This is a genomic window from Cupriavidus sp. OTU4054 (genome assembly GCF_038440175.1).
Classification (GTDB): Bacteria; Pseudomonadota; Gammaproteobacteria; order Burkholderiales; family Burkholderiaceae; genus Cupriavidus; species Cupriavidus pauculus_D.
The window spans coordinates 79,932-93,778 of record NZ_JASATF010000015.1; the positions used below are offsets into that span (position 1 = coordinate 79,932).

Annotated in this window: 2 protein-coding genes and 1 pseudogene; all 3 read left to right on the plus strand. The window is 67.6% G+C overall.

The features are described from left to right. Window positions 1–2 precede the first annotated feature (2 nt). Entirely contained in the window at window positions 3–7,835 is a 7,833-nt protein-coding gene (locus AAHB16_RS18490; RefSeq protein WP_342051649.1) for an amino acid adenylation domain-containing protein, read from the plus strand. After that, window positions 7,832–12,400: an amino acid adenylation domain-containing protein gene (locus tag AAHB16_RS18495; protein ID WP_342051650.1), complete on the plus strand. Its 4,569-nt coding sequence runs from the start codon at window positions 7,832–7,834 to the stop codon at window positions 12,398–12,400. The genes AAHB16_RS18490 and AAHB16_RS18495 overlap by 4 nt, the downstream gene beginning before the upstream one ends. Window positions 12,401–12,409: 9 nt before the next feature. Beyond that, window positions 12,410–13,759, plus strand: a pseudogene (locus tag AAHB16_RS32780) (condensation domain-containing protein); the annotation flags it as partial. Window positions 13,760–13,847: the final 88 nt, after the last annotated feature.

Sequence of the window (13,847 nt, forward strand, 5' to 3'; positions counted from 1 at the left end):
TGATGATCGATCCACAACAAGGCCGTGACCTCGTCCGGCGTTATGTCGCGCTGCCGCGGGACAAGCGGGGCGTGCTGCTCGAACGGCTGCGCGCGCAGGGCATCGATTTCTCGATTTTGCCGATTACCGCGGACTGGCGTGGGACGGCGGCGGATGCGCAGGCGCTACCGCTTTCGGCCGCGCAGCAGCGGATGTGGTTTCTGTGGAAGCTGGATCCTTTGGGGAGTGCCTATCATCTGGCGGGGATGTTGCGGTTACGAGGTCGGCTCGATCTTGTTGCGCTGCAGGCGAGCTTCGATGCGCTCGTGGCACGGCATGAGAGTTTGCGGACGACGTTTCATGAATCCGACGGGGTCGCGGTGCAGCGGATCCATGCTGTGCTGCCCGTGACGATTCCGGTTGTGGATGTCACGGAAGGTTCCTTGACCGCGCATGTGGATGCGGAGGCCCAGGCACCGTTCGATCTCGAGCATGGGCCGCTGATGCGCGTGCGGCTGCTACGTCTGGCCGACGACGACCACGTGCTGCTCGTGACCATGCACCATATCGTCTCGGACGGATGGTCGATGGGCGTGGTCATCGACGAGTTTGCCGCGCTCTATACCGCGCACACGCAAGGACGGCCTTTGGCGCTGCCGTTGCCGGACGCGCAGTATGCGGACTATGCGGCGTGGCAGCGGAACTGGCTCGAGGCCGGGGAGCGGGAGCGGCAGCTCGCGTACTGGCACGCGACACTGGGTCCGGACCCCGTCGTGCTCGAGCTCCCTGCCGATCGGGCTCGGCCTGCGGTGCCTTCGCATCGCGGGGGCTTTGTCTCGTTCTCGCTTGGGCGTGATGATGTGCGTCAGCTTGGCGAGCTGGCCCGTCTGGCCGATACCACGACGTTCACGGTGTTGCTCGCGGCGTTCCAGATTCTGCTCTATCGCTATACGGGGCAGCAGGACATTCGCGTCGGCGTGCCAGTCGCCAATCGCAATCGTGCCGAGACCGCTCGGACGGTCGGGTTCTTTGTCAACACGCAGGTGTTGCGCGGTCTCGTCGATGGCTCGCGTAGTGTGTTGCGCTTGCTGGGCGAGGCACGCGAGTCCGTGCAGCAGGCGCAGGCGCATCAGGAGCTCCCGTTCGAGCAACTGGTCGAGGCATTGCAGCCCGAGCGGAGCCTGTCGCATAACCCGCTGTTTCAGGTGATGCTCAATCACCAGCGACGGGATCTGCGGGCATTGCGGCAGTTGCCGGGCCTCACGCTAGAGCGCGTGGCGCGGACGGCCAGCGCGGCCAAGGTGGATCTCGCGCTCGATACACAGGAGGATGAGGACGGGATCGAGGGTGTGTTCGGCTACGCGAGCGATCTGTTCGAGCATGCGACGGTGGAGCGGTTGCAGGGGCATTATGTGGCGGTGTTGCGGCAGATGATGGCAGCGCCCGATGGATTGGTGGCCGACATCGTGCTCGAGCAGGCCGAGGCTCGGGATGAGGATCCTCGGTTCCGCGAGGCCATGCCTGTGCATATGGCCATCGCCCGGCAGGCGGTGGTGCAGCCGGATGGGATTGCTGTGCGATGCGGGGAGATTGCGCTGACCTACGCGCAACTGGACCGCGAGGCCGACCGACTCGCCCGCGCGCTGGTCGAGCGCCTTGCGGGCACGCAGCCCGGCCCCGGTACGGTGCCCCCTCGCGCGGTCGCGATGCTCGGGGCGGGCGGCGTCCCCGCCGGCGGCGTAGGCGCGGACCGCGCTCTCGCGACGCCCGGGACTCGCGCCGAGCCGTCCGACGGCGTAGCCGTGGACGGCTCGACCTCGATGCACGCGACGGGCGGCGTGCCCGGGGACAGCCCGACCGCAGTGCGCGGGACGGGTGGCGTGCCCGTGAGCGGCTCGACCGCGATGCACGCGATGCATGGCGAGCCCGTCGTCGGTGTCGTCATCGACCGTACCCCCGCCATGATCATCCGGCTGCTGGCCGTGCTCAAGGCCGGGGCGGCCTATGTGCCGATCGATCCGGAATTGCCGGCGGCGCGTATTGCCGAGATGACCGACGGGGCTCGGGTGCAGCTACTGCTGTCCTCGCGGCGTCTGCACGCGCGTGTGCAGACCGCGCTGCCCGTGCTGGAGATGGAAGACGCGCACGATAGCGACGCAGCATTGCCCACTGTGCTGCCGGGCCAGCTCGCCTACCTGATCTACACCTCGGGCTCGACCGGCACCCCCAAGGCCGTCGCCGTCGAGCACGGCCCGCTCGCCATGCATTGCCACGCGACCGCCGAGCAATACGGCATGGCCCCCGGCGAGCGCGAGTTGCACTTCCTCGCCTTCAGCTTCGATGGCGCGCATGAGCGCTGGCTTGCGCCGCTTGTCGCCGGCGCCGAAGTCGTGCTGCGCGATGACGAGCTCTGGGATGCGGAACGAACGCTGGACGCATTCACGCGTTACCGCATTACCAACGCCGGATTCCCGCCCGCCTATCTGATGCGCCTGGTCGAGGCCGCCCGTGGCAATGCCCCGGCATTGCGCCTGCTGTCCTTCGGCGGCGAGGCCATCTCGCGCGAGAGTTTTGCGCGTGTGCGGGATACCTTCCGCGCGAAGACGCTGATCAATGGCTATGGGCCGACCGAAGCGGTCGTCACGCCGCTGGCATGGGTGACGGACGCGCAGGCGCACTGCAGGCAAGCTTATGCGCCAATCGGCCGGCCCGTGGGCTCGCGGCATGCGTACGTGCTCGATGCCGATCTGAACCCAGTCCCGTATGGCGCCATCGGCGAGCTGTATATCGGTGGCTTCGGGCTTGCACGTGGGTATGCGCATCGGCCCGCGCTGACGGCTGAACGGTTCCTGCCCGATCCGTTTGCGGCCGGTGCACGCATGTATCGAACCGGCGACCTCGTGCGGCAGGCGCCCGATGGCAATGTCGAGTACGTTTCGCGACGCGATCATCAGGTCAAGATTCGCGGGTATCGGATCGAGCCGGGCGAGATCGAGGCGCGGCTTCGGGCCTGTGCGGGTGTGGCGGAAGCGGCCGTACTCGCAGTGGAGACCGCGACCGGGGCACAGCTGGTTGCGTATGTCTCCGGGGCGGCTGACCCGCTGGTGTTGCGGCGCCTGCTCGAGGACACGCTGCCTGCCTATATGGTCCCGGCGCAGATCGTCGCGCTCGACCGGTTGCCCGTCACCTCGAACGGCAAGCTCGACCGGCGTGCGTTGCCGGCGCCCGTCTTCGAGGCCGCCGAGCATGTGGCCGCTGCCACCGACATCGAAGCCGCGCTTGTGCGGATCTGGCAGGACGTGCTCGGCGTCGAATGTGTGGGCGTGACCGACAACTTCTTCGAGCTCGGCGGGGATTCGATCCTCTCGATTCAGGCCGTGAGCCGGGCCCGGCAGGCGGGGCTGCGATTTACGCCGAAGGATCTGTTCCTGCATCAGACGGTACGGGCGTTGGCACAGGTGGTGACGTCCGCGCAGAGCGCCGGGGAAGCGATGCCCACGGGCGAGGTGCCGCTGCTACCCGTGCAGCGCGAGTTCTTCGAAGCGCCGATTCCTTCCCGGCATCACTGGAATCAGGCGGTGTTGCTGCGGCCGACGCAAGCGCTCGACGTCGCACGGTTGCAGATCGCGGTCGATCGGCTCGTCGCGCATCATGACGCGTTGCGGTTGCGGTTTGCCGAGCGTGACGGCGACTGGACGCAGCACTACGCGGACACGGCAATCACGACCGTGACGCACGATGCCATCACAGAGGACACGCTGACCGATGCCTGCACGCGCGCGCAACAGGGACTGAACCTCGAGCACGGGCCGCTGCTGCGCGTGGCATTGTTCACGCTGCCCGATGGCTCGCAACGGTTGCTCATTGCGATTCACCACCTCGTGGTCGATGGGGTATCGTGGCGCATCCTGCTGGAAGACCTCCAGCAAGCCTACCGCGATGACGCAGCCCTGCCCGCGCGCACATCGTCGTATCAAGCGTGGGCGCGCAAACTGCAACAGCATGCCGCGTCGCTCGCGCACGAGCTGCCATTCTGGCGAACCCAGCAGGGTCCAACGCTGAACGCGCGGAAAGACGTGCCCGCGCGCAACGCCACGGTAGCAACGGTATCGCTGCCCGCCGCGACCACCCGCGCGTTGCTGACCGACGCGCACGCCGCCTACCGGACGCAGATCAACGACCTGCTGTTGGCCGCCGTCGCACGCGCGGTCGGCCAGTGGCAAGGCTTCGATACCGTCGCTGTGCTTCTGGAAGGCCACGGCCGGGAAGCGCTGTTCGACGACATCGATCTCTCCCGCACCATCGGCTGGTTCACGAGCACGTTCCCCGTCGCGCTGCCCATCGACGCCGACCTCGGCACGCATATCAAGCGCGTCAAGGAAACCCTGCGCGCCGTGCCGCAGCATGGCATCGGCTTCGGCCTGCTGCGCGACGGCCTGCGCGACATGACGCCACCGTCGATTACGTTCAACTATCTGGGCCAGTTCGAGCAAGGCAGCCAACCCAACGCGCTGTTCTCGCGCGCCGCGGAATCCGCGGGCGAGACGCGCGGTGCCGATGCCCCGCTTGGCAATGCCATCGTCATCAATGGCATGGTGCGCGACGGCGCGCTCGCGTTCGATCTTGCGTTTGCCGAGCCCGGCCACTCGGCATTTGCGCCGCTGCTGCAGCGCGCGCTCGAAGCCGTCGTCGCGCATTGCGTCGCGATGCCGGCCGGCGCGCTCACGCCATCGGACGTGCCGCTGTCTGGGCTCGATCAGGTTCAACTCGACCGACTGCCGGGCGCGGAGATCGCGGACATCTATCCGCTTGCGCCGATGCAGCAGGGGATGCTGTTCCATGCGCTCTATGCGCCGGACACGGCCATGTATATCAACCAGATGTCGGTGGATCTGGCGGGACTCGACGCCGAGCGCATGCGCCGCGCCTGGAACGACACGATTGCCGCGCACGATATCCTGCGTACCGCATTTGTCCATATCGATGGCGAGCCCTTGCAGGTCGTGCGCCGTGATGTGCCGTCGCCTGTGCGGATCGATGCGACCGGCGATGCCGATGAACTGGCCTTGCAGGATCGCACGCGGCCGTTCTCGCTCGACACGGCGCCGCTGATGCGCGTGCGGCTGGTCGCGCAGGGCGCGTCACGGCACCGCATGATCTGGACCAGCCACCATCTGCTGCTCGATGGCTGGAGCACCGCGCGGCTGGTCGGCGAGGTTCTGCAGCGGTATCACGGCCAGCCCGTGGAGACGGTTGCCACGCGCTATCGCGAGCATATCGCTTGGTTGCAGGCGCAGGATGCATCGGCCAGCGAGGCGTTCTGGCGGCAACGGCTCCCCGCGCTCGAGACGCCCACGCTGCTCGCGCAGGCCCTGCCCGCGCTGGCCGAGCCAATGACGGGCCATGCCGTGCAGCGTGTGCGCATCGATGCCCAGCCGCTGCAACGCGCGGCACAGCAGCAGCGCGTGACCTTGAACACGTTGCTGCAGGCCGCATGGATCGTCGTGCTGCAACGCTATACGGGCCAGCGTGCGGTCGCGTTCGGCGCCACCGTGGCGGGACGCCCCGCGACGCTGCCCGGTGCCGACACGGTGCTCGGGCTGTTTATCAACACGTTGCCCGTGATTCAGGCACCTTCGCCCGACCAGCGCATCGATGCGTGGTTGCAGGCCCTGCAGCAGGAGAACCTGTCCCTGCGCGAGCACGAACACGTGCCGCTGTACGAGATCCAGCGCTGGGCCAATCAGGGTGGGCAGCCGCTGTTCGACTCGATCCTCGTGTTCGAGAACTACCCGATCGACGCCGCGCTGCGCGAGCGGGAGCAGCACGGCCTGCGCATTGGCGAGATCCGCCATGCCGCCACGACGAACTATCCGCTGACGCTCGTCGTGGCGGGCAACCAGACGCTCGACATTGCGTGCAGCTATGCGACCGAGCTCTTCTCGGCCGGCCGCATTGCCGAGTTGCAGCAACACTTCGTTGCGGTGCTGGGGCAACTGGCCGCCGCACCCGACGCCCATGTCGGCACGCTTGGGATCGGCACGGCAGGGACATCGATCGATGGCGGCGATCCGGGCACGCCGACGCTGCTGCTCGATGCATGGGCGCGGCATGTCGAGGTCGGCCCGCAAGCGATCGCGGTGCAGTACGAAGCGGAGGCCATGACGCGGGCCGAGATCGATGCGCAAGCGAATGGCATTGCGCATGCCCTGCATGCCCAAGGCATCGGCACCGAAGATGTCGTCGCGCTCTGCCTCGAACGATCTCCCGCATTCGTGGCCGGCTGGCTCGGCATTCTCAAGGCGGGCGCCATATGCCTGCCGCTCGATGCGTCGCAGCCCGAAAGCCGGCTGCGGCAGCTGGCCGAAGCCGCCAATGCGCGGGCGACGATCGGTACGCTGTCCGATGTCGGCACGCTCGACCCCGCGCGGGTGCCACCGCGCGAGCAGGCGCCGGACATACGCGTGCATCCGGACCAGGGCGCGTATGTCATTTTCACCTCGGGTTCCACGGGTACGCCCAAAGGTGTGCTGGTCAGTCACCGTGCGCTCGGCCAGTATCTCGATGGCGTGCTGACACGGCTCGCGTTGCCGGCGGACGCCAGCATGGCCATGATCTCCACCACCGCGGCCGATCTTGGGCATACCGTGTTGTTCGGCGCGCTCCACAGCGGCCGGACGCTGCATCTGATGTCGCGCGAGCGTGGCTTCTCGCCCGACCGCTTCGCCGAGTATATGGCCGCGCATCGCGTGGGCGTGCTCAAGATCGTGCCCAGTCATCTGCGGGCGCTGTTGCAGGCGGCAACGCCCGCTGACGCCCTGCCGCATACGGCGCTGATCGTCGGTGGCGAACCCACGCCGGCGGACCTCGTCGCGCAGATCCGCGCGCTGCGTCCCGACATGGCCCTGTTCAACCATTACGGTCCGACGGAGGCGACGGTTGGCGTGCTGACGCATGCGAGCCACGCCGACGAACAAGGGGGCCTGCCGCTGGGCGGGCCGCTGCCTGGCATGACCGCGCATGTGCTGGACAGCGACCTGAACCCGCTGCCCGCGGGCATTGCCGGCGATCTCTACCTGCGCGGCGCGCAACTCGCGCGCGGGTATCTTGCGCAGCCCGGCATGACGGCCGAGCGCTTTGTGCCCGATCCGTTCGCAAACGGTCAGCGCATGTATCGCACTGGCGACCGCGTGCATGTCGATGGCGAAGGCCGGCTGCATTACCTCGGGCGTGCCGACGAGCAGGTGAAGGTGCGCGGCTATCGCATCGAACCCGGCGAAGTGGCCGAGCGGCTGCGCGCGCAGCCAGGCGTGCGCGATGCGGTGGTGCTCGTGCGCGGGGAGCGGCTTGTGGCGTGGTGCGTGCTGGACGGCACCGATATCGACACGCTCAAGGCGCTGGCCAGGGCGCAGCTGCCCGACTACATGGTGCCGGCGCAGATCGTGGCGATCGATCGCGTGCCCGTCACGGCCAATGGCAAGCTCGACCGCCGCGCGCTGCCCGATCCGGTATTCGATGCCGAGTCCTACGTCGCGCCGCGCACGGACACCGAGGCGATGCTGGCCACGCTCTGGCAGGAGCTGCTCGATGTGCCGCGCGTGGGGGTGCACGACAACTTCTTTGCGCTCGGGGGGCACTCGCTGCTGATTACGCGCCTGGCCGCGCGGCTCGGTGCGGCGCTCGATCTGACGTTGCCGCTCAAGGTCTATTTCGACGCGGCAAACCTTGCAGAGATGGCCGCGCATATCGATGCCGAACGTGCCGCGCGTGGTGGCGGCAGCGCGGATGCCGCGGGCAATGCCGAGGCGTGGCAGGACATGGAAGACTGGATGGATGATCTGGAGACGCAGGCATGAGCCTTGACAAGATGCGGCTTGCCCAACGTTTTGCCGGCCTGCCGCCGGCGGCGCAGGAACGCTTTCTTCACGAACTGCGGCAGCGCGGGCTCGACTTCGGCAGCCTGCCGATTCCGCCGCGTGGGCAGGCGGAGAGTGCGTTGTCGTATGCGCAGCAGCGGTTGTGGTTCTTGTGGCAGATGGACCGGGGCGCCGGGCTTTACAACATTCCGCGGGCGGTGCGGTTACGGGGTCGGCTCGATCTTGTTGCATTGCAAGCGAGCTTCGATGCGCTGGTGGCGCGGCATGAGAGTTTGCGGACGACGTTTCATGAATGCGACGGGGTCGCGGTGCAGCGGATCCATGCTGTGCTGCCCGTGACGATTCCGGTTGTGGATGTCACGGAAGGCTCCTTGACCGCGCATGTGGATGCGGATGCCCAGGCACCGTTCGATCTCGAACAGGGTCCGCCGATGCGCGTGCGTCTGCTGCGGCTGGCCGACGACGACCACGTGCTGCTCGTGACCATGCACCATATCGTGTCCGATGGCTGGTCGATGGGCGTGGTCATCGACGAGTTTGCCGCGCTCTATGCCGCGCACACGCAAGGACGGCCTTTGGCGCTGCCATTGCCGGACGCGCAGTATGCGGACTATGCGGCGTGGCAGCGGAACTGGCTCGAGGCCGGGGAGCGGGAGCGGCAGCTCGCGTACTGGCACGCGACACTGGGTCCGGACCCCGTCGTGCTCGAACTGCCGGCCGATCGGGCTCGGCCTGCGGTGCCTTCGCATCGCGGGGGCTTTGTCTCGTTCTCGCTTGGGCGTGATGACGTGCGTCAGCTTGGCGAGCTGGCCCGTCTGGCCGATACCACGACGTTCACGGTGTTGCTCGCGGCGTTCCAGATTCTGCTCTATCGCTATACGGGGCAGCAGGACATTCGCGTCGGCGTGCCGGTTGCCAATCGCAATCGTGCCGAGACGTCTCGTACGGTCGGGTTCTTTGTGAACACGCAGGTGTTGCGTGGGCAGGTGGAGGGCACGCGGTCCGTGCTCGCGCTACTGGGCGAGGCACGCGAGTCCGTGCAGCAGGCGCAGGCGCATCAGGAGCTCCCGTTCGAGCAACTGGTCGAGGCATTGCAGCCCGAGCGGAGCCTGTCGCATAACCCGCTGTTCCAGGTGATGCTCAATCACCAGCGGCGGGATCTGCGGGCATTGCGGCAGTTGCCGGGCCTCACGCTAGAGCGCGTGGCGCGGACGGCGAGTGCGGCCAAGGTGGATCTGGCGCTCGATACGCAGGAGGATGAGGACGGGCTCGAGGGTGTGTTCGGCTACGCGAGCGATCTGTTCGAGCATGCGACGGTGGAGCGGTTGCAGGGGCATTATGTGGCGGTGTTGCGGCAGATGATGGCTTCGCCCGATGGATTGGTGGCCGACATCGTGCTCGAGCATGCCGAGGCTCGGGATGAGGATCCTCGGTTCCGCGATGCCGTGCCGGTACATACGGCGATTGCCTGGCAGGCGGCGGTGCAGCCGGATGGGATTGCTGTGCGATGCGGGGAGATTGCGCTGACCTACGCGCAACTGGACCGCGAGGCCGACCGACTCGCCCGCGCGCTGGTCGACCGCCTTGCGGGCGGCGAGCCAGTAGTCGGTGTCGTCATCGACCGTACCCCCGCCATGATCATCCGGCTGCTGGCCGTGCTCAAGGCCGGGGCGGCCTATGTGCCGATCGATCCGGAATTGCCGGCGGCCCGTATTGCCGAGATGACCGACGGCGCGCGCGTGCAGCTACTGCTTTCCTCGCAGCGGCTGCGTGGGCGTGTGCAGACTGCCCTGCCCGTGCTGGAAATGGAGAGCGTCGGCGACAGCGACGCAGCATTGCCCACCGTGCTGCCGGGCCAGCTCGCCTACCTGATCTACACCTCGGGCTCCACCGGCACCCCCAAGGCCGTCGCCGTCGAGCACGGCCCGCTCGCCATGCATTGCCACGCGACCGCCGAGCAATACGGCATGGCCCCCGGCGAGCGCGAATTGCACTTCCTTGCCTTCAGCTTCGATGGCGCTCACGAGCGCTGGCTCGCGCCCCTCGTTGCCGGCGCCGAAGTCGTGCTGCGCGATGACGAGCTCTGGAGCGCCGAGCGGACCCTCGAGGCCTTTGCCGCGCATCGCATTACGAATGGCGGCTTTCCGCCCGCCTACCTGGCCCGCCTGGCCGAAGCCGCGCAGGCCAGCGCCGACGAGCCCCCAACGCTGCGGTTGCTATCGATGGGCGGCGAGGCTATCTCGCGTGAGAGCTTCAACAATATTCGTCGCGCATTCCGCGTCAAGACCCTCATCAATGGATACGGACCGACCGAGGCCGTGGTGTCGCCGCTCGCGTGGGTCGCCAATCCCGACACGCCATTCACGGCGGCGTATGCGCCGATCGGCCGGCCGGTAGGATCCCGGCATGCATATGTGCTCGATGCCGATCTGAACCCAGTCCCGTATAGCGCCATCGGCGAGCTGTATATCGGTGGCTTCGGGCTTGCACGTGGGTATGCGCATCGGCCCGCGCTGACGGCTGAACGGTTCCTGCCCGATCCGTTTGCGGCCGGTGCACGCATGTACCGGACCGGCGATCTCGTGCGGCAGGCTCCCGATGGCAATGTCGAATACGTTTCGCGGCGCGATCATCAGGTCAAGATTCGCGGGTATCGGATCGAGCCCGGTGAGATCGAGGCGCGGCTTCGGGCCTGTGCGGGTGTGGCGGAAGCGGCCGTACTCGCAGTGGAGACCGCGACCAGCGCGCAATTGGTCGCGTATGTCTCTGGCGCGGCTGACCCGCTGGTGTTGCGGCGCCAACTCGAGGACACACTGCCCGCCTATATGGTCCCGGCGCAGATCGTCGCGCTCGACCGGTTGCCCGTCACCTCGAACGGCAAGCTCGACCGGCGCGCGCTGCCCGCACCGGTCTTCGAGGCCGCCGAGCATGTGGCCGCTGCCACCGACATCGAAGCCGCGCTTGTGCGGATCTGGCAGGACGTGCTCGGCGTCGAGCGTGTGGGCGTCACCGACAACTTCTTCGAGCTCGGTGGGGATTCGATCCTGTCGATTCAGGCCGTGAGCCGGGCCCGGCAGGCGGGGCTGCGATTTACGCCGAAGGATCTGTTTCTGCATCAGACCGTGCGGGCGTTGGCACAGGTGGTGACGTCCGCGCAGAGCGCCGGGGAAGCGATGCCCACGGGCGAGGTGCCGCTGCTACCCGTGCAGCGCGAGTTCTTCGAAGCGCCGATTCCTTCCCGGCATCACTGGAATCAGGCGGTGTTGCTGCGGCCGACGCAAGCGCTCGACGTGGCACGGTTGCAAACCGCGGTGGACCGGCTTGTTGCGCATCATGACGCATTGCGGTTGCGGTTTGCCGAGCGCGATGGTGTCTGGGCCCAGCGGTATGCGGACACGGCGATCACGACCGTGACGCACGATGCGATCACCGAGGGCGCGCTGACCGACGCTTGCACGCGCGCGCAGCGGGGCCTCGATCTGGAGCACGGCCCGCTGCTGCGCGTGGCATTGTTCAGGTTGCCCGATGGCTCGCAGCGGCTGCTCATTGCGATTCACCACCTCGTGGTCGATGGGGTATCGTGGCGCATTCTGCTGGAAGACCTCCAGCAAGCCTACCGCGATGACGCAGCCCTGCCCGCGCGCACATCGTCATATCAGACGTGGTCCCGCAGGCTGCGGCACCACGCGCAATCCACCACGATGGCCGACGAATCGGCATTCTGGCTCGGCCAGCCCGATGCCCCGCAACCCGTCCCCGACCACGACGTCCCCGCGCTCGCCCGCGATGCCGCGCACGAGACCGTGCGGATCGACCCCCACCGCACCGCGCAGTTGCTGCAGGACGCCCACGCCGCCTATCGCACGCGGATCAACGACCTGCTGCTTGCCGCAGTCGCGTCGGCCACGGGTCAGTGGACCGGCCACTCGCGCATCGGCATCGTGCTCGAAGGCCATGGACGCGAGTCGCTGTTCGAGGACGTCGATCTGTCGCGCACCGTCGGCTGGTTCACGTCGATCTATCCGCTTGTGCTGCCCGTCGGCACGGACATCGGCGACGGCATTCGCCAGGCCAAGGAGGCGCTGCGCGCCGTGCCATCGCAAGGCCTCGGCTATGGCCTGCTGCGCCATGACGGCCCTGACGCCGTGCGCAACGCACTGGCCGCCCGCACGCTGCCCCGCATCACGTTCAACTATCTGGGGCAGTTCGATCAGGGTGACACCCGGGACCAGGGCGCGCTGTTCGAGCGTGCGAACGAACCATCGGGGGACAGCCGCAGCCCCGATGCACCGCTCGGCAACTGGATCACGATCAACGGACAGGTCTTCGACGGCGTGCTGGAGTTTCGCATCGGCTACAGCCGGGCGCAGTTCGCGACCCTGCGTCCGCTGGCAGAGGCGTTGCAAGCCGCGCTCGAAGGCGTGGTCGACCACTGCGTCGCGCAGGGCACGGACGCCCATCATCAGAGCATGACGCCGTCGGACCTCGTGAACGTGACAATGGACCAGGCGTCGCTGGACGCGCTGCTCGACACCGTGTTGTAGGACATACGCATGACTTCGGAACGACGCAAGCAGGATATCGAAACCATCGCGGCCCTCACGCCGCTGCAACAGGGGGTACTGTTCCACGCCCTCGAACGCGGGCACGAAGATCCCTATCACTACCAGCGCGTGTTCGTGCTGGAGGGCGACCTCTCCGTGCCGCGCTTCGAGCAGGCGTGGCAGCAAGCCGCCGATCGCCATCAGGCCCTCCGCACCGACTATATCGTCGGCGAAAGCGATACCCCGCTGCAGGTCATCTACAAGCGCCGCCCCGTCACGCTCGAACAGGTCGACTGGCGCGATCAGGATGCAACGAGCCAGCGTGCCGCGCTCGAGGCTTGGCTCGCGGTGCAACGCGCGGAAGGCTTCGGCTTTCGCCGTGCCGCCGATCTTCGGCTGCGGCTCATGCGGGTCGGCGCGAACCAATGGTGGCTGGCCTGGAGCTTTCACCACGTGCAGATGGATGGCTGGAGCGTCGGCATTGCGCTGTCCGACGTGCTGCGCGCCTATCGTGGCGACGCGCTGCCGCCGCTGTCGCGCCCGTTCAGCAGCTATCTGCAATGGCTCGGCCAGCGCGACCATGCCGGCTCGCTCGCGCACTGGCAGTCGGTGCTCGATCTCGCCGACGGGCGCACGCCCCTGCCGTATGCGGGCATTGCGCAACGCGCGGCACGCGCGGGCTATGCGGAGCAGAAGCTCAGTTGCGGTCCCGCGCTCAGCGCCGCATTACGCGATCGCGCGCGCGGCGCCGGTGTCACGCTCAATACGATCGTCCAGTCCGCATGGGGCTGGCTGCTGGCGCGCCACGCCGGCACCGATGGCGCGATGTTCGGCACGACCGTTTCGGGCCGTTCGGGGGAGTTGCCCGGCATCGAGCAGACCGTCGGCCTGTTTATCAACACGCTGCCGCAGTATGTGCCGGTGCCGGCCGATATGGCCGTGCGCGAGTGGTGGCAGGCCGTGCAGCGGCAGGCCGTCTCCAATCAGCAGCATGAGCATACGCCGCTGCCCGATATCCAGCGTCTGCGCGAAGGCGGTACGGACGGCGGCGCGCTGTTCGAGAGCATCGTGGTGTTCGAAAATTATCCGGTCGATGCCGCGCTGCGGCAACCGATCGACGGCCTCGCGATCCGCCTGCTCGATCTGCGCCAGCCCACGGGCACCGGCGAGGCGGTAACCACGCATGGCCGCAACAACTTCGCGCTGAGCCTGATCGCCGTTGCCGAAGCGCAGCTGCATCTGACGCTAGCCTACCGGCGCGATGCGTTCGACGACGACGCCGTGACCACGCTGCTGCGTCAGCTGGAATCCGGGCTGCAGGCCATGGCCGACGACCCGGGACAGCCGCTGGGCGTCCTCGCCCTGCCTACGCCGGACCGCGACGGTATCGTGCGCGGCGAACCCGCGCTTCCGGCGCCCGGCGTGCTGGACCGCTGGCAACAGCATC

Bases quoted from the DNA above. Each gene is read 5' to 3' on its own strand.
- AAHB16_RS18490 (WP_342051649.1), top strand. From the start codon at position 3: ATGATCGATCCACAACAAGGCCGTGACCTCGTCCGGCGTTATGTCGCG.
- AAHB16_RS18495 (WP_342051650.1), top strand. From the start codon at position 7,832: ATGAGCCTTGACAAGATGCGGCTTGCCCAACGTTTTGCCGGCCTGCCG.